Raw genomic sequence first — 24511 nt, forward strand, 5'->3', positions numbered from 1 at the left:
TTAGAGTTTTGAGGCAGGGTATGTGTTGCTCCAAATGCCCTTTCATTATGCCTTTTAAGATAAGCAAGCGAGCAGGGTGTTTGGGTGCTGGCGCTTAGTTGCCGCATTTATTAAGTTTCAGAAAGTCAATTGGATATATAAACATGATAAACTTCCTCAACTTGAAAGATATTAATGCTAGATACCGGTCCGAACTGATTGAAGCTTGCTCTAAGGTTATAGATTCTGGTTGGTATATATCAGGAAAAGAGGTAGCAGCTTTTGAGTCGGAGTTTGCTAGTTATTGTGGTGTGCGCCATTGTGTTGGCGTGGCAAACGGCTTAGATGCCCTTACGCTCACGATCAGAGCTTGGAAGGTTTTAGGTTTGTTGAAGGAGGGGGATGAGGTTATCGTTCCTGCTAATACCTACATTGCGAGCATTCTGGCCGTTACGGAAAATAATCTCGTTCCTGTGCTAGTTGAACCGGAGGAGTTTTCTTTCAACCTGGGCGCAGAAGGAATTGCAAATGCTGTAACCGATCGAACAAAGATGATCCTGCCAGTCCATCTATATGGCAGAATTTGTAACATGCCAGCAATAATGGATGTAGCGAATAAGTATGGTCTGCTGGTATTGGAAGATTCTGCTCAGTCCCATGGTGCAATGATTGCTGGAAAAAAAGCAGGAAATTGGGGGCATGCTTCAGCCTTTAGTTTTTATCCAGGCAAAAATCTCGGTGCGCTGGGGGATGCGGGTGCCGTGACAACTGATAACGAAACGCTTGCGGACACTATCAGAGCGTTGGGGAATTACGGCTCCAAGGTTAAATACAACAACCTCTACAAAGGGGTCAATAGCCGACTGGATGAGATGCAAGCGGCTATGTTGCGTGTTAAGTTACGGCACTTGGATGATGACACGGCAATACGTCGTGCGGTGGCTTCTGCATATATTTCAGGTATAAAAAACGAAGCATTGCAGTTGCCACTTGTTAGTGGAACTGATGCGAAGGTTTGTTCAGAGCATGTTTGGCACCTGTTTGTCATCCGCTCTAAAAAACGCCAGGCCTTGATACAGCACTTAAAGGAACGGGGTGTTGAGACATTGATTCATTACCCGATTCCTCCACACAAGCAACAGGCATATGCAGAATGGGGCGATCTACAACTCGCAATCACCGAGCGCATCCATGCTGAAGTTATTAGTTTGCCAATCAGCCAGACGATGACCAATGAAGAGATTGAATTGGTGGTCCATGCATGTAACAGCTTTCAGTGTGAAAGCTAAGAATGACATTTATTAAAACCAGTCTGCTTAACGGGATTGCCGTAGTTGTACGCATGCTGACCTTGTTGTGCATAAACAAGATACTTGCAATTTATGTGGGGCCAACTGGCTATGCAGCACTTGGACAGTTTCAAAATGCCGTGCAGATGATTACTACGTTTGCCAGCGGTGCGATCAACGCAGGTGTTACAAAGTATACTGCTGAGTATCATGAGGATGAGCAGAAGCAGCATACCGTTTGGCGAACTGCAGGCAGTATTTCTGTTTTCGGCGCGATAGTCACCGGCGCTATCGTTGCCGTGTTCAATGAGCAATTGTCGCTGTTGTTTCTGGGGGATATTAAGTTCGGTGGTGTATTTATTTGGTTTGCAGCAACGTTAGTGTTGTTTGTGCTGAATACACTGTTGCTAGCAGTATTGAACGGTAAGAAAGAAATCGTTCGTTATGTCATATCAAATATTGCGGGAAGCCTGTTTGCACTGGCGGTAACTAGCTATATGGCTATCAAATGGGGTATTTACGGTGCTTTGATAGCGTTGGCAGTTTACCAGTCCATTAGTTTTTTTGTCACGTTAGTACTCTGTTGTCGAGCCCCTTGGTTTAAGGTAAAGCATTTCATCGGTCGTATTGATCCAAAAATGGCTAATAACCTCGCAAAGTATACGGCAATGTCTTTGACTTCCGCGGCCTGCATCCCGCTCAGCCAGATTCTAGTTCGAAATCATCTGGGCCAGAGTTTTGGTTGGGAGGCTGCTGGATATTGGGAGGCATTGACCAGGCTGAGTGGCGCCTACCTCATGCTGATTACGACTACTCTGAGTGTGTATTATTTACCGAGGTTTTCCGAGCTGAAAAGTCCGGCAGAAATTCGTGCCGAAATTAAAAATGGATATAAAGTCATCTTGCCACTTACGATCTTAGGTGCGTTGATTATATATGTGTTTCGAGACCTTGTTGTAAAATTGCTTTTTACTCCAGATTTCTTGCCGATGACTGATTTGTTTGCTTGGCAGATGGTCGGTGATACGTTGAAAATTGGTAGTTGGGTATTGGCTTATTTAATGCTGGGGAAAGCGATGTTTAAACTTTTCATGGCCTCTGAGATAGTCTTTGCTGTAATGTTTGTGGTGTTGTCTTGGTTTTTCACGGATATGTTCGGTCTGCAGGGTGTAACCATTGCTTATGCGGTTAATTACGCTATCTATTGGGTCGTGATGGGGGTTTGTATGTCCCGCAAACTTGATGCCATTAAATGACTTGCGTTGGACGATGATATGATCACTATATTAATACCTTCATACAATCACGCGAAGTATGTGATTGGGTGTATAGAGGCGGCCGCGGCTGTCGCGTTTGCTGGTCGACGGATATTGATCATAGACGATGGTTCTACCGATGAATCCGTTCAAATTATAAAAAAATACCTATCTGATTTGAATGATAGTTCAATCGAACTGGTATTAAAGCCAAACGGGGGATTGGTATCTTCGTTGAACATAGGCTTGACAATGGCCGATACCGAATTTTTCTATTTGGTCGCGTCGGACGATATCCCTGAAGCGGCGGGTATTACTAGCTGTGTGAAAGTGCTTCTTGAAAACCCAGGTGTGAAGTTTGTTATCGGGGGAGGGTACGCATTTTATGAGCATCAGCCTGAAAAGAGGCTGGGAATTTATGGGGAGGCCCAGGAGAGGTTCTTCAACTCGACCTCTGCCGCAAGGGCGCGTGATATGTTTCTCAACTATCCCTCACCATTGTTATTACAATCGACTGTTTTTAGATCGAAAGCATTACGTGATATTGGTGGTTGGGATCCGGCGCTGGTACTTGATGACTATCCAACGTTTGTTAAGTTACTTTCTCGATTTTCTATCCGGAATGTTGACTTCATGTATTTGCCAAGTAACTGTGTTGTTGGGTATCGGCAGCATGATTCGAATAGCTACAAAAATATCTGCAGACAATATTTAATGGTGAAAGCGTTGATGGATGCATTGGCGCCTACCGATATTAAACTGAAGGCTATCTCCCGTGCGCTGGCGTCGTATATTATTTCAGCGATTAAAGTGAGGAATCCCAAAGCGATACTATCGATGCTCAAAGCTTCGGAACTAAAGCATATTTTGTGGGCTCTGCCAGAAATGCTTGGGATGGTGGGGCGTAAAGCCCTGAGGAAAATGAGTTGAATTTTTCAGGTGTCTCATGTGATGAATAGCGTCTTATCTGAGCCTTGGGATATGGTGATCATGTGAGATTTTTTTTCAAACAGTCCTTATTGTCTCCTGTTTTTGTAATGCTATTCGTCACCCTGCTGATGTTTTTGGCTAATGTCGTTGCCCTTGATCAACCTTGGGAGTGGGGTCATAGCGTCTATTTAATGGGAGTCTTATCCTTTGTGATTGGGTATGTGCTCGTTTATGTATTATTAACATTGACGGGCCTAGTGTCTCCTAAGTTTACAGTCAGTACGCCTTACCGATTGATTGTAAGGTGTTATTGGGTATTATCGTTTTTGGGGCTGTTTCTCTCTCTATACAAGATTTACTCGGTGGGGGTGGGTAATCCTTATGGGAGCGTATTGCTCGCGTTGCGGATCGCCAATACCTGGGAGCACCAACCTTCTTACGGTGCGCAGCACTTTGCCTTGTTCGCGCTGTGCTTGGCACTTTATTATGCTCAGAAAAAACAAGCCATCCCGTGCCTCGTTGTTTCGGTAATTTATTTAGTGTCAGCTTTTAGCATGGCTGAGCGGACAAGTATGATGTTTCTGTTCGTTGCAGTTGGATATACGGCTATCAACGAAGGTTGGGTTAAACTTAAAGGATTGTTAGTCGCGCTGAGTGTCCTGATCTCGTTGTTTATAATTGTTGCTGTTGGCACAGGAAAGACAGGGGGGGATAATGGGTACGACTTTATTCTTCTGTATCTCGGGTATGCGGTATCAGCGTTTTCACAATGGACTGAGGGCAAGGAATATCTTGGATGTGCGGACCTTGTATTCGGGAAGATTACGGACTTAATGTCTTTTGGACTTTACTCGTGCAGCCCACTGGATCTGGGTCTTACGAACAAAGATTTTAACGTGTTGACATACGCGGCCTCCCCTTACCTATTCGGCGGGCTGCCAGCGGTGGTTGTATCGATGATTTTGATGGGGGCTTTTTTTGCCTTCATGAGGGTATTGGCGATAAAACGAAAAGGTTATTATTTAGCACTGCTGAGTTGCTATATGTACGCGCTGATCATGATGTTTTATGCTTGGCAGTTTTCGTTAACTACGTATTTGTATTTGATGATAATCCTTTTTCCACTGTTTGCTGGCCGTTTTCTTAATGCAAGCCGATATGGCGTGGCATCGAAAATGTGAGAGTCATGTGTTTGCTAGTGTACGTGGTTGCTAATGGTCTGACATAAGGTTTTGTAATTAATATGAAAATACTACTATTGTCAAAGTACTCTCGCATGGGGGCTAGTAGTCGGCTGCGTGCACTTCAGTTTGTACCGTTTCTTGAAAAGGAGGGACTACACGTCGAGGTAAACACATTGTTTGATGATCACTATCTTGAGCGATTGTATACAAAGGATGGGCGTTCTTTGTTTTCAGCGTTGAGATGCTATTTTTCAAGGCTCTTGGTGTTGTTTAAGGTCGGTAGCTACGACGTGGTATGGATTGAGAAGGAGATTTTTCCTTTTTTACCTGCCTTTGCTGAACGAACGCTGAAGTTATTTAAAATTCCTTATGTTGTCGATTATGATGATGCTATTTTTCACAGCTATGATCTTTCAAGCAGTTCCTTGGTTAGAAGGTTTTTGGGCTCGAAAATCGACGTTGTCATGCGTCACTCTGAACTGGTGGTGGTGGGGAATGCCTATCTAGCTGAGTATGCCGTTAAGTCAGGTGCGTCGAGAGTAGAGATCATTCCAACGGTGGTTGATCATTCTCGATATGCGGCTGATGGTTTTCAGGAGCATGGACAGTTGGTGATTGGATGGATCGGATCTCCATCAACTCAGAAATATGTAGTTCAAATCAAGACAGCTCTCAAGAAGGTCTGCGATGCCTACAGTGCCCGCGTCATGTTGATGGGGGCCAGCCCCAGCGTACTGGCAGAACTCAATGGGTTGAATGTCGAAGTTGTCCCTTGGAATGAGGAGGCTGAAGCAACCTTCATTAATCAGCTGGACATCGGAATCATGCCATTGATCGATGGCCCTTGGGAAAAAGGAAAATGTGGTTATAAGTTGATTCAGTATATGGCATGTGGCGTCGCTGTTGTGGCCTCACCAGTGGGTGTTAACGTTGATATTGTTGACGGCAATCACTGCGGGATGCTTGCAGTGAGCCTTGATGACTGGCAGTGCTGCCTTGATCACTTGTTAAGTGATCAGGCATTACGGTTATTTTACGGTGCGAATGGCCGCCGCGCGGTCGAAAATACTTTCTCTCTGCAGGTTCAAGCACCTCGCATGAGGGATGCTCTTTTGCGCGCTCAAAATCGAGTGAAGGGTACTGCGGACTAAGGGTTCCTACCCCGCTGTATTTTCTTCTATCAGTTGAGTCTTTTAGCCCTCGTATTCATTTTTCGAATCTAAAGTTTAGGACTGCTAGAATGTGTGGAATAAGTGGTCTTTTCGATCAAGATAGGCGCTCTGAGCTTCATTCGCGTCTATCTAAAATGAATGACGCCATTTCTTATCGAGGCCCCGATGACGCGGGCATTTGGATTGATGACTGCGGCCTTGCGCTTGGTCATCGCCGGTTGGCCATCGTTGACCTGACGAGTGCTGGCTATCAGCCGATGCATTCTCATAATCAGCGTTATGTCCTTGTATTTAATGGCGAAATTTACAATCATCTACAATTACGTCAGCAACTTATCGCTGAGGGTGACGGCCCGGCGTGGAAGGGACATTCGGACACAGAGGTACTTCTCGAGTGCATTGTTCGATGGGGTATTGAAAAGGCGCTCGCTTCGTTCGTAGGCATGTTTGCATTTGCGCTATGGGATCGGAAGGAGCGATTGTTGACGCTAGCCCGTGATCGGGTTGGTGAAAAACCGCTTTATTGGGGCTGGCAAGACAATGTTTTGCTTTTCGGTTCTGAATTGAGCGCTTTGAAAGCCTTTCCCGATTTCAAAGCGGACATTGATCGTAATGCGCTAACCCTGCTATTGCGGCATAACTGCATCCCCGCACCTTACAGTATATATAAGGGGATATATAAGTTACGCGCAGGGCATTATATTTCACTTGAGTTAAGTGATATCAGTGTTGCCAAAGGCGCCCAGTCTCAAGCTTACTGGTCCGTCAACGGTGTAGTCGCTGCGGGTTTGAAAGACCCATTCCTAGGGGCGGCGTCCGAGGCTATAGATGCTGTGGAAGCGCAACTTAGTTTGAGCGTCGGTCAGCAGATGTTGGCTGACGTGCCGCTGGGTGCATTCCTGAGTGGGGGAGTTGATAGTAGTGCTGTTGTAGCGCTAATGCAGGCACAAAGCATGCAACCGGTTCGGACCTTCACCATTGGATTCGATGAGAGTGGTTATGACGAAGCGACACATGCCAAGGCGGTTGCTAAGCATCTTGGAACGCAACATTCAGAGCTATATGTTCGCTCACAGGATGCACTCGAAGTCATTCCGAGGATCGGCACACTGTACAGCGAACCCTTTAGCGATAGCTCTCAAATCCCAACATTTCTTGTAAGCCAGATGGCAAAGCAACACGTCACTGTCGCACTAAGCGGTGATGGAGGTGATGAGTTGTTTGGCGGTTATAATAGATACCTGTCCGCCCGTAAGGTCTGGGAACGTATGAATCTTTTGCCGGGTTTTGCACGTACTGCCACGGCCAAGGTGCTACGGTCTTTGTCGCCAAGCGCCTGGGATTACTTGTTTACATTAAGTAAGCCCCTTCTACCTCAGCGCTTTCATCTTGCCACCCCTGGAGATAAAGCTCATAAATTGGCTTCAGTTCTCGGGCTTTCAAGTGGCGAGGCTTTCTACCATCAACTCAATAGCCATTGGGATGACCCTGCCAGTGTCGTAATCGGTGCGGGGGAGCCTACCACGGTGTTCACAGATAAGAATGCATGGCCGGTTGCAGATGGTTTCGAGCATTGGATGATGGCTATGGACGCGCAAACCTATATGACAGATGACATTCTGGTTAAGGTTGACCGGGCGTCTATGGCTGTTAGCTTGGAGTCGCGGGTGCCGATGCTTGATCACCGAGTAATCGAGCTAGCCTGGCGAATGCCGTTATCGCTGAAGATCAAGGGGGGGCAAGGGAAATGGCTGTTGCGGGAGGTACTCTATCGGTATGTCCCAAAAGAGCTTATCGAGCGCCCGAAGCAAGGATTTGGTATTCCGCTGGACAGTTGGCTTCGAGGGCCTTTAAGAGAGTGGGCGGAGGATCTTCTGAGCGAAGATCGGTTGCGTCGCGAGGGTTATTTTTACTCTCAGCCTATCAGGCGAAAGTGGGCGGAACACTTGAGTGGCAAAAAAAACTGGCAGCACCACCTCTGGGATATTCTGATGTTTCAAGCATGGCTGGCCGAGCAATAAAATGAAATTTCTCTTAATCGCAAGCTACGCTGATTCACTGATCAATTTTCGCGGTCCGTTGCTGGACGCGATGCTTGCAAAGGGCCTGACGGTCCACGTAGCTGCTCCCGATCTGCCTCTGGGCACGCCCACTCGCATGCTTCTAGAGCAAAAAGGCGTGAAGGTGCACGAGGTGCCGTTAAGGCGAGTAGGAATGAACCCTTTTGCCGATCTGTGGTGTCTTGCGGCGCTTTGTAAGCTGATGCTTGAGGTCAAACCAGATTCGGTATTGGCCTATACAGCCAAACCTGTCATATATGGGTTGTTGGCCGCGAAGATCATGAGGGTAAAGAGTCGCTTCGCGCTGATTACAGGTTTGGGCTATGCGTTTCAATCTGCGGGCACCCAGGCAGGTAGTAGCCGAGGCATGCTTAAGGCGCTTGTGCAGCGTTTATACGCATTGGCATTGAGCTCCACCACCCGGGTTTTTTTCCAAAACCCGGACGATGAAGCGCTTTTTAAGCAGTTGAAGTTAATCTCTGCTGACACACCATCAACGGTGGTAAATGGGTCGGGAGTTGATGTGAATGATTTCAATGTTGCCCCTTTTCCAGAAACTGTCAGTTTTCTGCTGATCGCCAGGCTTCTAGGCGACAAGGGCGTTCGTGAGTTTGTCTGCGCGGCGCGCGAGGTAAGATCTGAGTACTCCAACGTGGGATTCAAGATCGTCGGGTGGATCGACGAGAATCCTAATGCCATTGCTCCTGCGGAGCTAGAGGCTTGGATCGCGGATGGAACGATCGAGTATCTGGGGCGGTTGAAGGACGTCCGACCTGCCATTGCGGACTCAAGTGTCTATGTTTTGCCCTCTTATCGTGAAGGAACACCCCGGACTGTTCTGGAGGCCATGGCGATGGGGCGGGCGGTCATTACTACGGACGCGCCAGGCTGTCGGGAAACGGTGATTGAAGGGGTGAATGGTTTTCTGATCCCTGTCAAAGATGTCAACACGCTTGCGGCTGCCATGTTGAAATTTGTCGAGAGTCCAGAACTTGTTGCGCTCTTGGGCGAAAAATCCCGAGAGTTGGCGGAGATTAAATATGATGTTAAAAAAGTCAATGCGGCGATGTTAGAAGGTATGGGGATCTAGCGGTAGATGACACCCGAAGATGCGACTGGCTATTTCGTTCTTAACATACGCCCATCTGTCAAAAGTGTGGGATGTGAGAGCCCTATATAGGGTGTTAGGTGGATAATGTTAAAGCGTTCTATTGATATTTCAGCATCCTTGTTTGGTTTGCTTTTGCTGGCCCCTGTTATGATCGTAGTTGCATGGATGGTCAGGCGAAAGCTGGGGGCTCCTGTCCTGTTCAGCCAAGTCAGACCCGGGTTGAATGCCAAGCCTTTCACGATGATAAAGTTTCGAACCATGCGTGATGCGGTTGACAATGACGGGAATCCTCTGCCCGATTCAATGCGTATGACTCGATTTGGCAGTTTTTTGCGTTCCAGTAGCTTGGATGAACTTCCTGGTCTGTTCAATGTTCTTAAGGGTGATATGAGCCTGGTTGGGCCAAGGCCGCTTCTGATGGAGTACCTGCCTTTGTACAATGCTGAACAGTATCGTCGGCATCAGGTCCGGCCAGGCGTGACGGGCTGGGCCCAGGTAAATGGTAGAAATTCAGTGAGTTGGGAAGAAAAATTCGACCTTGATGTCTGGTATGTTGACAACAGAAGCTTCTGGCTTGACCTTAAAATTATCCTGTTGACGCTGAAGAAGGTAGTGGTTCGAGAAGGCATTAATGCAGTTGGTGAAGCGACGATGAAAAGGTTTACGGGCTCAAAATGAAGCTGATAACCGGCTGCAAGTGGTTTACCTATAAATAGCTTTGTAGCTGTTAGTCCTTTTCAACATAATAAACAGGATATTACTTATGTTGGGTACAACATTTTCTCCTTGGCCTTCGTTCACTGATGAAGAGGCTGACGCCGTTCGCAATGTGATCCTGTCCAATAAGGTCAACTATTGGACCGGTCAGGAAGCTCGCGAATTTGAACGTGAGTTTGCGACATGGGCGGGTACTGATTACGCGGTAGCGCTCACAAATGGCACTGTCGCTTTGGATCTTGCGCTCGTAGCGCTGGGAATCGGAAAAGGCGACGAAGTGATCGTAACGTCTCGAACTTTCCTTGCTTCAGTTTCCAGTATCATTAATTCAGGCGCGACACCGGTCTTCGCGGACGTAGACCTCGACTCGCAGAACTTCACCGCTAAGTCCATAGAGGCGGTATTGACGCCTCGTACCCGCGCCTTGATTTGCGTGCATTTGGCCGGTTGGCCGTGCGACATGGACCCAATCATGCAAATTGCTGCGCAGCATGATTTGAAGGTCATTGAGGACTGCGCACAAGCTCATGGAGCTTATTACAAGGGGCGACCTGTTGGGTCTATCGGTCATATCGGAGCGTGGTCTTTTTGTCAGGATAAAATCATGACCACGGGTGGTGAAGGCGGAATGGTCACTACTAATGATCGTGAACTCTGGTCCCGCATGTGGGCTTATAAAGACCACGGTAAGAGTTGGGAGGCTGTCTACGAGCGCTCTCACGCACCTGGCTTTCGTTGGTTACACGAAAGTTTTGGTACCAATTGGCGGATGATGGAGGTTCAGGCTGCCATTGGTCGTATTCAATTGCGTAGAATGCAGGAATGGCAAGCCAGTCGTAGTCGCAATCTTCAATCCATATGGGATGCCGCTCGTTGCTTGCTTGCACTTAGAGTGCCGGACTTTCCCAAAGACAATGTACACGCAGCCTATAAATGCTATGTATTCGTTCGGCAAGAATGCTTGAAGGACGGATGGTCCCGTGATCGTATTCTTAATGAAATTGCTTCTCGCGGTGTACCTGCGTTTTCGGGTTCTTGTTCCGAAGTCTATCTCGAAAAAGCGTTCGATAATACCGGGCTGCGACCCGCTCAACGCCTCTCGAACGCTAAGGAGTTGGGTGACTCGAGTATGATGTTTCTCGTGCATCCAACCCTGACGGCCAGTGAGATCGATCTGACGTGTAAGGTATTGAGTGATGTGATGCGGCTTGCATCTGTTCAATAGCTCTATCGCCACGGTAGTGCGTTGTTTGTGAATTAAAGCTTGGCTGGGAGCAAAAAAGTGTACAAGGGACTTATAGGTCGTATTCGAACGTATTTGTTGAGCCTTCCGCGTCGACAGAAACGTATCCTGCAGGTGATCACCGATGTTGTCTTAGTCTGGGCAGCGTTATGGTTGGCTTTCGTCGTTCGTCTGGGCGTTGACGAAATGATCAATCCCGTCAAACTGCACCTGTGGTTGTTCATTTGCGCGCCTGTTGTCGCTGTGCCCCTGTTTATTCGTTTCGGTATGTACAGAGCCGTGATGCGGTATTTCGGAAACGATGCTCTGATTGCAATTGTTAAAGCGGTCAGTCTTTCTTCATTGATTCTTGGCTTCGTAGTTTATTGGTACAGCAATCATCAGAACGTAGTTCCCCGTTCTATTGTTTTTAACTATTGGTGGCTGAGTCTCATCATGGTGGGCGGCTTGCGCCTCGCGATGCGGCAATATTTTCTGGGCGATTGGTTCGCTGCGGCTCAACACGTACCGTTCACCAACCGTGAGGATAGTTTGCCCCGTGTTGCCATTTATGGTGCCGGGGCTGCCGGTAACCAATTGGTCGCTGCATTACGGATGGGGCGCGTTATGCGTCCCGTTGCTTTCATCGACGACGACGATAGTATTTCTAATCGGGTGATTTCCGGGTTGCAGGTTTACAAACCCAAGCATATCCAGCGAATGATTGACGCAACAGGCACCCAAGAAATTCTGTTAGCCATTCCATCATCCAATCGCGCACGGCGAAGAGAAATTCTGACTTTTCTTGAAGACTACCCGTTACATGTTCGTAGTGTTCCAGGGTTCATGGACTTGGCCAGTGGCCGTGTTAAGGTCGACGATATTCAGGAGGTGGATATCGCTGATTTACTGGGGCGCGACCCCGTGCCAGCTCAGGGTGAACTGCTGGAACTTTGCATCAAGGGACAGAGTGTTCTGGTGACAGGCGCAGGCGGGTCCATTGGTTCAGAGCTATGTCGGCAGATACTGACCCTTGGGCCGGTGACGCTTCTGTTGTTCGAGCATAGTGAGTTCAATCTCTACTGTATCTTGTCAGAGCTCGAACAGCGTATTGCGCGTGAATCTCTTCCTGTTCGTATATTGCCGATCCTAGGCTCAGTTCGGGATCAAGAGAAGTTACTTAATGTTATGAAAAGCTGGCACGTCGATACGGTCTATCATGCTGCTGCCTATAAACATGTTCCGATGGTAGAGCATAACATTGCAGAAGGTGTGTTAAATAATGTGATTGGCACCCTGAATACAGCGCAAGCTGCGTTGCAGGCTGGCGTATCTAATTTCGTATTGATTTCCACTGACAAAGCGGTGCGCCCGACCAATGTCATGGGTAGTACAAAGCGATTGGCCGAGTTGACACTACAAGCGCTGAGCCGTGAGTTGGCACCGGTATTGTTTGGGGATAAATCTAACGTGTCCCGAGTAAACAAGACACGATTCACCATGGTCCGGTTTGGCAATGTGCTGGGCTCATCAGGTTCAGTTATCCCTTTATTCCATAAACAAATCAAGTCGGGCGGCCCTTTAACAGTCACTCACCCCAAGATCACCCGCTATTTCATGACCATCCCTGAGGCGGCCCAGTTAGTGATCCAAGCTGGCTCGATGGGGCAGGGAGGAGATGTTTTTGTCCTAGACATGGGGGAACCTGTCAAGATTGTTGAGTTAGCCGAGAAGATGATCCATCTCTCGGGCTTGAGTTTGCGTTCCGAAAAGAATCCTCATGGCGATATTGCTATTGAATATACTGGGCTTCGACCTGGAGAAAAGCTCTATGAAGAGCTTCTGATCGGTGACAATGTAGTCGCTACGCAACACCCGATGATCATGAGCGCCAACGAGGATCATATTGAGTGGGAGGCACTGAAGGCGAAGCTAACTGAGCTGCTTGATGCCGTCGGTAAAGACGATTATGCCCGCGTGCGCCAACTGCTACGTGATACTGTAAATGGTTATACGCCGGACGGGGAGATCGTAGATTGGATCTATCAGCAACGGCGGTTGGAGCTTTAAATTTACAGTCCACGAAGCGTTTTGTTTGAAAATGTAAAGAAACCGCCGGATCCTAGGGTCCGGTTTTTTAATATTTGTAAAATCCGGAACCGGATTTCCTGCCAAGTTTGTTGGCCCTCACCATCTTTCTAAGCAAAGGATGAGCCCTATATTTAGGGTCGCCTGTCTCATTATGAAGTGTCTCCATAATCGAAAGGTTGACGTCGTTGCCAATTAGGTCCGCTAGGGCCAGTGGCCCGATTGGATGATTGGCGCCAAACTTCATCGCTTTATCTATTTCTTCAGCGCTCGCGACACCTTCAGCCAAAATACCTATTGCTTCGTTGATCATTGGAATCAACATTCGGTTGACGATGAAGCCGGGAGCTTCATTGACCAACACAGGTTCTTTGTGCAGAGCCTTGGCGAAGTCGAATGCCCATGAGGCAGTCGTTTTAGACGTAGAGAGGCCCACAATAACTTCCACGAGCTTCATCACAGGGGCGGGATTGAAAAAGTGCAAGCCTATTACGTTTTCCGGGTTTTTTGTCAGGCTTGCCAACTCAGTGATAGACAGGGATGATGTGTTCGATGCAATCACGGAAGAGGCATCTGCATAAGCAGCGATACCGCGAAAAATTTCATGCTTGACAGCCATGTCTTCAGACACAGCTTCAATAATCAAATCAGCATTTTCAGCAGCTTTATAATGGTCAGCTACACAGACTTTCTGTGTAAAAAACGCCGCCTCTTCTGCAGATAGTCTTTTCTTGTTAACCATCCGGTCCCAACTGGATTGCAGCGCTTCAAATGCGGTCTTGCAACCTGCTTCTGAGCGGCCAATCCAGATTATTGAAGAAGTTACGTCGCTCTGTGCAAGGACTTGGACGATCCCTTTTCCCATCGTTCCTGAGCCGATCACGGCAACCATTATTTCTCTCATGCGCTTTTTAGTCCTTTATCGCGTGGCTGGTCGAAGTGGCTTTGCGGGATTGCCAAACACAGTGGTATAGGGGGCAACACTTTTAGTGACGACAGCGCCCATTCCGACAATTGCACCTTCGCCAATAACAATTGGCCGTTCTGGAGTGCCTTGACGAATCATTGCGCCAGTGCCGATATAGGCATGGTCTTCAATGACGACACTACCGTTGCATTGAACATTAGGTGCAAAGGTCACGAAGTCGCCAATAATGCAGTCATGTGCAATGTAAGAGTAGATATTGGCATGGAAAAACTTGCCGACTCTCGCATTTGCAGTAACGGTAGTAAAAGCACAAAAAACGGCTCCTTCACCGATTGTATTATGGCTGATATTCACCGCGTTGGGCGCCGAAATCGAAAAGGGGGCTACGCCTTCTGATATCAGACGTTCGGAGAGGGTTTGTCTAACCCTGCTATTGGCGATGGTAATATTGAAGAATTTCTCACCTGGCATCTTTAAAAAAGACTCAAGATTCACTACGGGGTAGCCATTGATGGTATCGTCTTGAACGTTATCGTCCACGAAAATAATGTTGGGATTATCTTGGGATATTATACCTACTGCTTGGTTGACCAGAGGTATAACCTCGCGTCCGAAGCCTCCTGCTCCTACAACTGCGTAAACTTTCATTTTCGCTCCTTATAATTGATCTGAAAATATTCGTGGGTGAGGTAATTCTACAGATGAAATCTGGCAGTGTCAGGCGTCTATTCGTCGGGCTGACTGAGCTCCGGGGATCGCTCAAAGCCGAACCTTATGTCAATAGACAGCGCCACTGCAGGGTTTTGATTCAGGTGCTCCGATGAGAGATGCCGTTCATGTGTCAATGGTACAGCTTCTTAGCGCTTTGAATTGATCTGACTGTCGCTACTATTGATCTGGCCATTAGATTTGCTTAAGCTTTCATAGCTATTCTCGAACGTTTTTTTTAGTATGAGAACTGATAATTTTTGCAGGGTTTCCTACAACTGTTGCATTGGCAGGAACGGACCTGGTTACCACGGCGCCTGCGCCAACCATGGCATTTTCCCCAATGGTCAGTCCCGGAAGGATGGTGCAATTAGCGCCTAAAGATGCACCATTGCCTACATGAGTTCGATCAAAACGCTCAGGATAGACTTTGCTTCGCGGATAGATATCGTTAGTAAATGTGACATTCGGGCCTATGAATACGTCATCGCCGATAGTGATGCCATCCCACACTTGAACGCCGCATTTTATAGTTACGCGATCTCCGATAGTCACATCATTTTCGATAAAAACGTGGTCGCAGACATTGCAGTCGTTACCAATTTTTGCATCAGGCAATATATGGGTGAATGCCCAGATTCTGGAGCCTTTACCTATGTTCGAAGACTCGCACAATGCGTGGGAATGCACAAAGTAGTTCATGGGTTCTCTCATTTGCTCTCCAGGTGTTCTACTTAAATAGGCAGTCTTGGTTTCGTCAAGAAGACAACCTTCCCTTTATTCGAAACGTTTATGCTTGACGAAACTGTCAGTGTACACGGAGTGGGTACAAACATACTCTGTAACCTACTTGTTTTTGACTCTCCGTCAGCGTCATCTAATTTTGACATGCAGCTTCGGAAAGCTGCTTTTTTCCTACTGATGCCATGGAGCGCCACCTATGCAAAACGTGTATGTATCTTCCCTCATATTCGCCTTTCTCACTAGCCTCTCTGTTGCAACTATCGCAGCGCCGTTCACCAAACCGGAGGCGCCAATCCCAGTTACTGCACAGGTGTTAAGAGCCGAACAGTCCATCACGGTCAACCTGAACGCCGCCGACGCAGAGACTTTGCGGCGCGATATGTTCGGCATCGGCGCCGCGAAAGCCAAGGCGATCGTCGCCTACCGAGAAAGCAACGGTCCGTTCAAGGCAGTGGATGAGTTGTTGGAGGTGAAGGGGATAGGCAAGGCTCTGCTGGAGAAGAACCGCGATAGGCTTGTGATCAACTAAGCTATTAAGGGGAGGCCGGTCATTGACCGGCTTTTTTATTTGCCGGAATCTTAGGTCTTCAAACTGTTCCGCACCACGTCAATGATGCGCAGCGCCAATCCGTAGTCTTGGACGCTCTGGGCCAGGACCAAGGTTCCTTTCCACCAGTTCGTCCTTGGATTTGAAGTGCGCGTAGAAACCGCCATGGGTCAAGTCCAGGGCTTTCATCAACGGCTGCAGACCGGTCGCGCCGATCCCGTCGCGACGAAAGCGTACCGAGGCTTCCTTGATGATGCGTTGGTGGGTCTTGGCTTTGTGGTCGGATGAGTAACGCATAGGTGGGCCTCAATGACAGGCTGGCATTTTAACCGACTTGAATCTTTTTACACGCTGACACGTTGGCATGAAAAGTGATTACCTGCCCACTAAGGATTGTTCAACAATCGTGAAGGTAACCATGACACTCAGTTTGTCTCTAGCCGACCAGATCGCCCTGGAGCTCCGCGCCGACATCATCGGCGGGCGATTGCTGCCAGGCATGCCATTAGTCGAAGTGGAACTGGTCAACGCCTACAACGCATCGCGCAATACGATCCGTGAAGCGTTGCACCGCCTTGGGCAAGAAGGGTTGACCCGTTATGTGCGCAATAAAGGCGTGATGGTCCGGCGGGTCGCGCGCGAGGAAGTGCGGGATTTATTTGTCGTGCGCCGCACCCTGGAGCTGCAGGCCATCGCCCAGAGCGGCCGTCTGACAGAGGATCAATCCAGGCGCATGCAGAACGCCATCGATGCCACCACCCTGGCCCGCGAGCGCGAAGACTGGCGTGCGGTCGCCACCCACAGCCTGGTGTTTCACCAGCACATCGTCGGGTTGATGCGCAGCCCGTTGTTCGATGAGTTTTTTGCCCAGGTCATCGCCCAGCTGCGGCTGGTGTTCTGCGCCGCGCCCGATGAGCGGCGCTTCCAGTCGCCGTGGCTGGAGCGTGATCGTGAGATCTACACGTTATTGGTCCGGCAGGATAAACCGGCGGCGGGGGAGGCGATGAGCCTCTACCTGGATGATTCGGAACGCTTGTCCCTGGCCTTGTTTAACCACCCCTGATCGAGGATCCGCCCCATGTACAAAGACTATCCGGCCGCTTATCAGGTCAGTAAAGGTTCGGCGTTGCAGGTCGACACAGCGTTTTACGAGCGCATCCGTGATCGAAAAGACCAGCGCACGCTCATCGAGCAGTTTGAGGTGCCGATTCGTACGGGCAGGGCGTGGAAGGTGCCCGCCGGGCATGTGTTCCGTGTGACCACGCCGGTCGGCCCGCAGGTGGGTGATTTCAACGTATGGAATGCCAATGACCCCCGTGAGCGCCTGTGGGCGGCTCGCACCCGGCAGTTGCAGGGCGCCCATGTCAGCACCCATGACCGCTTGTGGTCGAACCTGCCATTCCTGCGGCCTTTGGTGACGATCACCGATGACAGCCTGGCCAGCTACGGCATTGATGAGCACGGCGGGCGGCTGCATGATTTGCTTGGCACACGTTGTGATCCCTATGTGAATCGGATGCTGACCGGTGAGGATTTCCATCACCATTGCCACTCCAACCTGACACGCGCGGTGTTGCCTCACGGTCTGACGGAATTCGACGTGCATGACGTGCTGAATATTTTCCAGTGCACCGGTCTAAATCACGACGACATGTACTTCATGAAGGCCTGCCCCGCGCAGAAGGGCGACTACCTGGAGTTCTTTGCCGAGATTGATTTGCTATGCGCGCTGTCGACGTGCCCCGGTGGGGATTTGTCGCTGCCGATGTGGGGGCCGGAGGCGCAGGACCCGCTGACGGTATGCCGTCCGTTGGGGGTTGAGATCTACACGTTGGAGGATGCGTTGCTCAATGGCTGGAGCCAGCCGGAACGTGCTGCCTACAAGGGGCAGCACGGGTTGCATATTGCCAAGGCGGATTGGGAGTAGCCAAGGCTCAGCGGTCCTGCGCATCCTTGGCATCCGCCTGGGCGTTGCGCTCGGCCACGCGCTTGCGTTGTTCGTCGGTGAGTTCCACTTTGTTGGCGCTGTCACGCAGCATCATCAGTCCACCGACGATCGACCCGATCGCAACTACCATAATCAACCACGCATACCACGGCATAAGGCTCTCCTTGAGGCAGATTGCCGCGGGAGAGTTTTCCCACGGTAATAACTGCTTTGAGTGACGGGCTTTCTTACTAGTTCAGTGTAGGCCCGTTCTGCCTCGCAGTAGATCAGAGCCCGGTCAACATCGCATCCGCCGGTGCATCGGCACGGTCTTGCGCAGTCATCTGGAAGTAGGCGAACCCCACCACCATAAAGCCCAGGAAGATAAGCCCGATCAGCGCGTTGAACCAAGCCATGGCCACCAGGCACACCACCGCCAGCACCAGGGCAATGCCCGGCACGATGGGGTAACCCGGCGCGCGGAAGGTGCGTTCCAGCAGCGGTTCGGTCCTGCGCAGTTTGAACAGGCTGAGCATGCTCATGATGTACATCACGATGGCGCCGAATACCGCCATGGTGATCATCGCTGCGGTCAGTGTCATACCGCCGAGGTTGATCAGGCCGTCGCTGTAGATCGCCGCGATGCCGACCACGCCGCCAGCGATGATTGCGCGATGGGGTGTCTGAAAACGCGACAGTTTGGCGAGGAAAGACGGCAGGTAACCGGCTCGGGCCAGGGCGAAGAACTGGCGCGAGTAGCCGAGGATGATGCCGTGGAAACTGGCCACCAGGCCGAACAAGCCAATCCACACCAGCATGTGCAACCAGCCGGAGCTGTCGCCGACCACGGTTTTCATGGCTTGTGGCAGTGGGTCGTTGATGTTGGACAGGGTGCGCCAGTCACCCACGCCGCCGGCAAAGAACATCACGCCCATGGCCAGGATCACCAGGGTCAGGATGCCGCTGATGTAGGCCTTTGGAATGGTGCGCTTCGGATCTTTGGCTTCTTCGGCGGCCATGGCGGCGCCTTCGATGGCAAGGAAGAACCAGATGGCGAAGGGAATTGCGGCAAACATGCCGGCAATCGCCGGTGCGCCGAACGTGTCGGAACCGGCCCAGCCATTGAGGGCAAAGTTACTGAAGCTGAAGGCGGGCGCCACTACGCCCATGAACACCAGCAACTCAGCGACGGCGAGCACGCACACCACCAGTTCGAAGGTGGCGGCGAGCTTGACGCCGAGGATGTTCAGGCCCATGAACACGATGTAGGCACCAACGGCGGCGTGTTTGGGGTCCAGCGCCGGGAACTGCACATTCAGGTAGGCGCCGATGGCCAAGGCGATGGCGGGCGGTGCGAAAACGAATTCGATCAAGGTCGCGAGCCCCGCGATCAAGCCGCCTTTCTCACCAAAGGCGCGACGGCTGTAGGCAAACGGACCACCCGCATGGGGAATCGCGGTGGTCAGTTCGGTGAAGCTGAAAATGAAACAGGTGTACATCGCGGCGACCATCAATGAGGTCACCAGGAAGCCCAGGGTCCCGGCGACGCCCCAGCCATAGCTCCAGCCGAAGTACTCCCCGGATATCACCAGCCCGACGGCGATGCCCCATAAGTGCAGAGTGCCTAAGGTGGGTTTGAGTTGTGTGTTCATCGTGACGCGCTCCCTGAACGGTTTGGAATGATTCAAGGTGTTGCAGCGGACATGCCATGCCTTACAACCGTGTCGTAAAGCGGCGCAACTGTCGTCTGGGGGATGGTTTGGCGTTTGAAATTTTCCGGTGTCGCACCAGATAAGTGCGGGGGGGGCTGGCAGGGCCTCATCGGGGGCAAGCCCCCTCCCACATGTTGACCGGTGTACGCAGGCCAAGTGTGGGAGGGGGCTTGCCCCCGATGAGGCCCTCCAATCCAGCACAAACCTCCCTGTAAACCCCGCATAAACCCACTCTTTACGCCGTCTTTACGCCCCGCCCATCCCCTCGCTCTCGTTCCTTTACGCCACTCCTGCCGACAATTGCCCCACACGCGGCACTCGCCGCTAAACGGAGAGACTTCCATGAGCGTTCTGGACGGGGTGTCACTGCTATTGGCCGTGGCGCTGTTCATTTATCTGCTGGTTGCGCTGTTACGCGCGGATCGGAACTAGGAGCTGGCCATGCACAGTTATGACTATTGGCTGATCATTGCCTTCTTTGCCGTGGTGCTGGTGCCGGCCCCGTTCCTGGGGCGGTTCTATTACAAAGTAATGGAAGGGCAGCGCACCTGGCTTACGCCGGTGTTCGGTCCCGTTGAGCGCGCCTGTTATCGCCTGTCGGGCGTGGACGAGCATCAGGAGCAAAGCTGGCAGAAGTACATGCTCGCCTTGCTTGCCTTCAACCTCGCGGGCTTTTTGCTGCTGTTCGCGATCCTGTTGTTCCAGGACTACCTCCCACTGAACCCGCAGAAATTGCCGGGGCAGGAATGGACCCTGGCCTTCAACACCGCGGTCAGTTTCATGACCAACACCAACTGGCAGTCCTACAGTGGCGAGGCGTCCCTGAGCTACCTCAGCCAGATGGCCGGCCTGACCGTGCAGAACTTTGTCAGCGCGGCGACGGGTCTGGCAGTGCTGGTCGCGCTTTGCCGTGGGATCGGTCGCAAATCCACCAAGACCCTGGGCAACTTCTGGGTCGACATGACCCGCGCCACCCTCTACGGCCTGCTGCCGTTATGCCTGGTGCTGGCGTTGTTCCTGGTGTGGCAGGGCGTACCGCAGACCTTCGCCCATTACGTGGATGCCGTGACCCTGCAGGGTGTGGATCAAGTGATCCCCCTGGGCCCGGCCGCCAGTCAGATTGCGATCAAGCAGTTGGGCACCAACGGCGGTGGCTTCTTCGGTGTCAACTCGGCGCATCCGTTTGAAGACCCTACCGCTTGGGCAAACTTGTTCGAAGTGGCGTCAATCATCCTGATCCCCGTGGCGCTGGTGTTCACCTTCGGCCATTACGTGAAAGACCTGCGTCAGAGCCGCGCGATCCTCGGCTGCATGCTTGCGTTGTTCATCATCGGCGGCGCGACCTCGCTGTGGGCCGAATACCAGCCCAACCCGACCCTGAACAATCCGGCCGTGGAGCAGACTGCGCCACTGGAAGGCAAGGAGGCACGCTTCGGCACCGCCGGTACGGTGCTGTGGTCGGTGACGACGACAGCGGCATCCAATGGCTCGGTCAACGGCATGCAGGACAGCCTCAATCCACTCAGCGGCATGGTCGCGCTGGTCAACATGATGGTCGGCGAAGTGATCTTCGGCGGCGTCGGCGCCGGCATGTACGGCATGTTGCTCAACGTGTTGATCGCGGTGTTTCTCGCCGGCCTGATGATCGGCCGCACCCCGGAATACCTGGGCAAGAAGCTGCAGGCCAAGGAAGTGCAATTGCTGGTGGTGACCCTGCTGGTGATGCCGGTGGGCGTGCTCGTGCTCGGCGCCATTGCCGCCAGCCTGCCTGGCCCGGCCAGTGCCATCAGCAACCCTGGCCCCCACGGCTTCAGCCAGTTGCTCTACGCCTACACCTCGGCGAGTGCCAACAACGGCTCGGCGTTCGGTGGCTTCAGCGCCAACACGCCGTTCCATAACCTGATGCTGGGCCTGGGCATGTTGATCGGCCGCTTCGGCTACATCCTCCCGGTCCTGGCCCTGGCCGGCAGCCTGGCGATGAAGAAGACCGCACCGATCGGCCAGAACAGCTTCCCGACCCATGGCCCGCTGTTCGTGACCCTGTTGACCGTGACCATTCTGCTGGTGGGCGGCCTGACTTTCCTGCCAACGCTGGCGCTGGGTCCCATTGCTGAACACTTGAGCATGGGCTTCTAAGAGGCGATATGAACATGAATATGCCTGCAAAAAATGCGGCCCCGGTCAAAACCCAGGAGCCTGCCAAAACCGCCATCTCGGCTCTGTGGCGCCCGGCGCTGGTCCAGGCGTTCGTCAAGCTGGACCCGCGCCAACTGCAACGCTCGCCGGTGATGCTGGTGGTCGAACTGACCGCTATCCTCACCACTGTGCTGTGCTTCGTGCCCGACACCACCGTGCCCACGTTTGTCGCCGTACAAATCGCCGTGTGGCTGTGGTTCACCGTGCTGTTCGCCAACTTCGCCGAAGCCCTGGCCGAAGGGCGTGGCAAGGCCCGCGCCGACAGCCTCAAGGCCGGCAGCGAAGGCCTCAGCGCACGCCGCAAGGAGGCCGATGGCAGCTTCAAGGTCGTGCCGGCCACCAGCCTGCGCAAAGGCGATGTGGTGCGCGTTGCCGCCGGGGAAATGATCCCCGGTGACGGCGAGGTCATCGAAGGCATTGCGGCTGTCAACGAAGCGGCCATTACCGGTGAATCGGCACCGGTGATCCGTGAGTCCGGTGGTGACCGTTCAGCCGTCACCGGCAATACCCGCCTGGTGTCTGACTGGCTGCTGATTCGTATCACCGCCAACCCCGGTGAGTCGACCCTGGACCGCATGATCGCCCTGGTGGAAGGCGCCAAGCGCCAGAAAACCCCCAACGAAGTCGCGTTGGATATCCTGCTGATCGGCCTGACCCTGATCTTCCTGTTGGTGGTGGTAACCCTGCAGCCGTTCGCCCATTTCGCCAGCGGCAGCTTGCCGTTGGTGTTCCTGGTCGCACTGCTGGTGACGCTGATTCCTACAACTATTGGCGGCTTGCTGTCGGCGATCGGCATCGCCGGCATGGACCGCCTGGTGCGCCTCAACGTGATCGCCAAGTCCGGGCGTGCCGTGGAAGCAGCGGGCGACGTGCATGTGTTGCTGCTGGACAAGACCGGCACCATCACCTTCGGTAACCGTCGCTGTGCGGCGGTGGTCGCGGCGCCTGGCGTCAGTGGCAAGGAAGTGGCCGAAGGCGCATTGTTTGCCTCCCTGGCCGATGACACGGCGGAAGGTAAATCCATCGTTGAATACCTGCGCGCCTTGCACCCTCAAGCCGAGCCGACCGCAGACGAACTGACGGCCGTGCCGTTCAGTGCTGAAACCCGCTTGTCCGGTGTCGACTACCAGGGCCGTGTGTTCCGCAAAGGCGCGGTGGATTCGCTGCTGGCCTTCATCGGTCAACAACGTCGCGATTTGCAGCCTGCGCTGTCGCGGGAAATCGACAAGATCGCCCAGAGCGGCGGCACCCCGTTGCTGGTGTGTGCCGACGGCAAGTTGCTCGGCGCGATCCACCTGAAGGACGTGGTCAAGCCGGGCATCCGTGAGCGTTTCGCCGAGCTGCGCAAACTGGGAATCCGTACCGTGATGGTCACCGGCGACAACCCGTTGACCGCCGCCGCGATTGCCGCTGAAGCGGGCGTGGACGACGTACTGGCCGAAGCCACCCCGGAGAAAAAACTCGCCCGCATCCGTCATGAGCAAAATGATGGTCGCCTGGTGGCGATGTGCGGCGACGGCGCCAACGACGCCCCGGCGCTGGCCCAGGCGGACGTCGGCATGGCGATGAACGATGGCACCCAGGCTGCGCGCGAGGCCGCCAACATGGTCGACCTCGACAGCGACCCGACCAAGCTGTTGGACGTGGTGCAGATCGGCAAGGAATTGCTGGTGACCCGTGGCGCATTGACCACCTTTTCCATCGCCAACGACGTGGCCAAGTACTTCGCGATCCTGCCGGCGCTGTTCGCCTCGATCTATCCGCAACTGGGCGTGCTCAACGTGATGCACTTGCAGAGCCCGCAGAGCGCGATCCTTTCGGCCATCGTGTTCAACGCGCTGATCATCGTGGTGCTGATCCCCCTGGCGCTGCGCGGTGTGCGCGTACAGGCAGCGAGCGCGGCGGCATTGCTGCGGCGCAACCTGCTGATCTATGGGCTGGGCGGGATTCTGGTGCCGTTCGTGGGCATCAAGGCGATCGACATGCTGCTGACTGCGTTGCACCTGGTTTGACCCGATTCCTGTGGGCGCCCGACGGGTGCCCACAGGTTGCAATGACCGACTTGAGGAATCCGAAATGTCCAACATGATCCGCCCGGCCCTGAGCCTGCTGGTGCTCATGACCCTGATCACCGGCGTCGCTTACCCACTGGTGGTGACTGGTGTCGCCCAAGTGGCTTTCCCGAACCAGGCCAATGGCAGCCTGGTGCGCGACGACAGCGGCAAGGTGCGTGGCTCCAGCCTGATTGCCCAGGACTTTACCGGTGCCAGCTGGTTCCATCCGCGCCCATCGGCCGGCGCGTTTGCGACGGTCTCCAGCAGCGCCAGTAACCTCGGCCCCAGCAACCCGGCGCTGGCGACGCGTATCTTCGATGACGCGAGTAAACAGCTGGTGCCGAGCCAAGGGCCGGTGCCTCTGGCATCGCTGACTACCTCTGGCAGCGGTCTTGATCCACACTTGCCACCCCAGGCGATTGCCTATCAACTGGCAAGGGTGGCGGCGGCGCGGAATGTGCCGGTGTCGACTTTGCAGCGTTTGCTCGATGAACACATCGAAAGCCCGCTGGTAGGCCCGCCGGTGGTGAATGTGCTGGCGCTGAATATGGCCCTGGAAAAGTTGTAGGCAGTGGCGCCGCCATCGCAGGCAAGCCGGCTTCCACAGGGGAATGCATTCCAAATGTGGGAGTGGGCTTGCCCGCGATGACGTCCTGCGGCGCAACCCATAAACATCTGAAGGAACCC

Annotated in this window: 22 protein-coding genes and 1 pseudogene; 17 read left to right on the forward strand and 6 right to left on the reverse strand. The window is 52.6% G+C overall.

Going from position 1 to position 24511, the window contains the following annotated elements; all coding sequences use genetic code 11:
• Positions 1–143 precede the first annotated feature (143 nt).
• From LUU92_RS08605 to LUU92_RS08650, 10 genes are all read left to right on the forward strand, one after another.
• Complete coding sequence (locus LUU92_RS08605) at positions 144–1268, forward strand: DegT/DnrJ/EryC1/StrS family aminotransferase (RefSeq protein WP_257103455.1); 1125 nt, start codon at positions 144–146, stop codon at positions 1266–1268.
• Between the two features lie 2 nt (positions 1269–1270).
• Positions 1271–2524: an O-antigen translocase gene (locus LUU92_RS08610; RefSeq protein WP_257103456.1), complete on the forward strand. Its 1254-nt coding sequence runs from the start codon at positions 1271–1273 to the stop codon at positions 2522–2524.
• Between the two features lie 18 nt (positions 2525–2542).
• The gene (locus LUU92_RS08615; RefSeq protein WP_257103457.1) at positions 2543–3454 is read left to right on the forward strand and encodes a glycosyltransferase family A protein; all 912 of its coding nucleotides are present in this window, start codon (positions 2543–2545) and stop codon (positions 3452–3454) included.
• Between the two features lie 62 nt (positions 3455–3516).
• Positions 3517–4635, forward strand: a complete 1119-nt coding sequence (locus tag LUU92_RS08620) for an oligosaccharide repeat unit polymerase (protein WP_257103458.1) — start codon at positions 3517–3519, stop codon at positions 4633–4635.
• Between the two features lie 176 nt (positions 4636–4811).
• A complete protein-coding gene (locus tag LUU92_RS08625; RefSeq protein ID WP_257103459.1) occupies positions 4812–5789 on the forward strand; it encodes a glycosyltransferase family 4 protein in 978 nt (325 codons plus the stop codon).
• An 89-nt stretch (positions 5790–5878) separates the two neighbouring features.
• Positions 5879–7831, forward strand: coding sequence for an asparagine synthase (glutamine-hydrolyzing) (gene asnB, locus LUU92_RS08630; RefSeq protein ID WP_257103460.1), 1953 nt, complete (start codon positions 5879–5881; stop codon positions 7829–7831).
• A 1-nt stretch (position 7832) separates the two neighbouring features.
• Positions 7833–8960 (forward strand): glycosyltransferase family 4 protein, encoded by a 1128-nt coding sequence (locus LUU92_RS08635; protein WP_257103461.1) that lies wholly within the window; start codon positions 7833–7835, stop codon positions 8958–8960.
• A gap of 105 nt (positions 8961–9065) precedes the next feature.
• Positions 9066–9659, forward strand: a complete 594-nt coding sequence (locus tag LUU92_RS08640; protein ID WP_257103462.1) for a sugar transferase — start codon at positions 9066–9068, stop codon at positions 9657–9659.
• 85 nt (positions 9660–9744) lie between these two features.
• The gene (locus LUU92_RS08645; RefSeq protein WP_257103463.1) at positions 9745–10923 is read left to right on the forward strand and encodes a DegT/DnrJ/EryC1/StrS family aminotransferase; all 1179 of its coding nucleotides are present in this window, start codon (positions 9745–9747) and stop codon (positions 10921–10923) included.
• 72 nt (positions 10924–10995) lie between these two features.
• A complete protein-coding gene (locus tag LUU92_RS08650; protein WP_371322048.1) occupies positions 10996–12990 on the forward strand; it encodes a polysaccharide biosynthesis protein in 1995 nt (664 codons plus the stop codon).
• 67 nt (positions 12991–13057) lie between these two features.
• Here LUU92_RS08650 and LUU92_RS08655 read toward each other — a convergent pair whose 3' ends face one another.
• The 3 genes from LUU92_RS08655 to LUU92_RS08665 all read right to left on the reverse strand — a co-directional run bounded on the left by LUU92_RS08655 (position 13058) and on the right by LUU92_RS08665 (position 15346).
• Positions 13058–13900: a 3-hydroxyacyl-CoA dehydrogenase family protein gene (locus tag LUU92_RS08655; RefSeq protein ID WP_257103465.1), complete on the reverse strand. Its 843-nt coding sequence runs from the start codon at positions 13898–13900 to the stop codon at positions 13058–13060.
• Between the two features lie 27 nt (positions 13901–13927).
• A complete protein-coding gene (locus LUU92_RS08660) occupies positions 13928–14584 on the reverse strand; it encodes an acetyltransferase (protein ID WP_257103466.1) in 657 nt (218 codons plus the stop codon).
• Positions 14585–14863: 279 nt separating this feature from the next.
• Positions 14864–15346: an acyltransferase gene (locus LUU92_RS08665; protein WP_257103467.1), complete on the reverse strand. Its 483-nt coding sequence runs from the start codon at positions 15344–15346 to the stop codon at positions 14864–14866.
• 238 nt (positions 15347–15584) lie between these two features.
• Here LUU92_RS08665 and LUU92_RS08670 point away from each other — a divergent pair, with 238 nt between their 5' ends.
• Positions 15585–15917 (forward strand): ComEA family DNA-binding protein, encoded by a 333-nt coding sequence (locus tag LUU92_RS08670; protein ID WP_257103468.1) that lies wholly within the window; start codon positions 15585–15587, stop codon positions 15915–15917.
• Positions 15918–16046: 129 nt separating this feature from the next.
• Here LUU92_RS08670 and LUU92_RS08675 read toward each other — a convergent pair.
• A pseudogene (locus LUU92_RS08675) lies at positions 16047–16232 on the reverse strand (TetR/AcrR family transcriptional regulator); the annotation flags it as partial.
• Between the two features lie 121 nt (positions 16233–16353).
• Between LUU92_RS08675 and LUU92_RS08680 the strand changes: the two are divergent.
• Both LUU92_RS08680 and LUU92_RS08685 read left to right on the forward strand, forming a co-directional pair.
• The gene (locus tag LUU92_RS08680) at positions 16354–16998 is read left to right on the forward strand and encodes a GntR family transcriptional regulator (RefSeq protein WP_071489110.1); all 645 of its coding nucleotides are present in this window, start codon (positions 16354–16356) and stop codon (positions 16996–16998) included.
• A gap of 15 nt (positions 16999–17013) precedes the next feature.
• Positions 17014–17862, forward strand: a complete 849-nt coding sequence (locus tag LUU92_RS08685; protein ID WP_071489092.1) for an urea carboxylase-associated family protein — start codon at positions 17014–17016, stop codon at positions 17860–17862.
• Between the two features lie 7 nt (positions 17863–17869).
• On the opposite strand, the gene LUU92_RS08690 is transcribed toward LUU92_RS08685, so the two are convergent.
• Together LUU92_RS08690 and eat are read right to left on the reverse strand one after the other, a co-directional pair.
• Positions 17870–18037, reverse strand: coding sequence for a DUF2897 family protein (locus LUU92_RS08690; RefSeq protein ID WP_003172675.1), 168 nt, complete (start codon positions 18035–18037; stop codon positions 17870–17872).
• A gap of 112 nt (positions 18038–18149) precedes the next feature.
• Entirely contained in the window at positions 18150–19514 is a 1365-nt protein-coding gene (gene eat / locus LUU92_RS08695; RefSeq protein WP_058424481.1) for an ethanolamine permease, read from the reverse strand.
• Between the two features lie 402 nt (positions 19515–19916).
• Here eat and kdpF point away from each other — a divergent pair, with 402 nt between their 5' ends.
• The 4 genes from kdpF (at position 19917) to kdpC (ending at position 24392) form a co-directional block, all read left to right on the forward strand.
• Positions 19917–20006 carry a K(+)-transporting ATPase subunit F gene (kdpF, locus tag LUU92_RS08700; protein WP_003218754.1) on the forward strand — a complete coding sequence of 30 codons (90 nt, stop codon included), beginning with the start codon at positions 19917–19919 and terminating at the stop codon, positions 20004–20006.
• Positions 20007–20015: 9 nt separating this feature from the next.
• Positions 20016–21710, forward strand: a complete 1695-nt coding sequence (gene kdpA / locus LUU92_RS08705; protein ID WP_093126555.1) for a potassium-transporting ATPase subunit KdpA — start codon at positions 20016–20018, stop codon at positions 21708–21710.
• Between the two features lie 8 nt (positions 21711–21718).
• Positions 21719–23782 carry a potassium-transporting ATPase subunit KdpB gene (gene kdpB, locus LUU92_RS08710; protein WP_371322036.1) on the forward strand — a complete coding sequence of 688 codons (2064 nt, stop codon included), beginning with the start codon at positions 21719–21721 and terminating at the stop codon, positions 23780–23782.
• A 64-nt stretch (positions 23783–23846) separates the two neighbouring features.
• Complete coding sequence (gene kdpC, locus LUU92_RS08715) at positions 23847–24392, forward strand: potassium-transporting ATPase subunit KdpC (protein ID WP_071490039.1); 546 nt, start codon at positions 23847–23849, stop codon at positions 24390–24392.
• The last annotated feature ends 119 nt before the right edge of the window (positions 24393–24511 follow it).

This window comes from Pseudomonas extremorientalis (genome assembly GCF_024584605.1).
Taxonomy (GTDB): Bacteria; Pseudomonadota; Gammaproteobacteria; order Pseudomonadales; family Pseudomonadaceae; genus Aquipseudomonas; species Aquipseudomonas extremorientalis.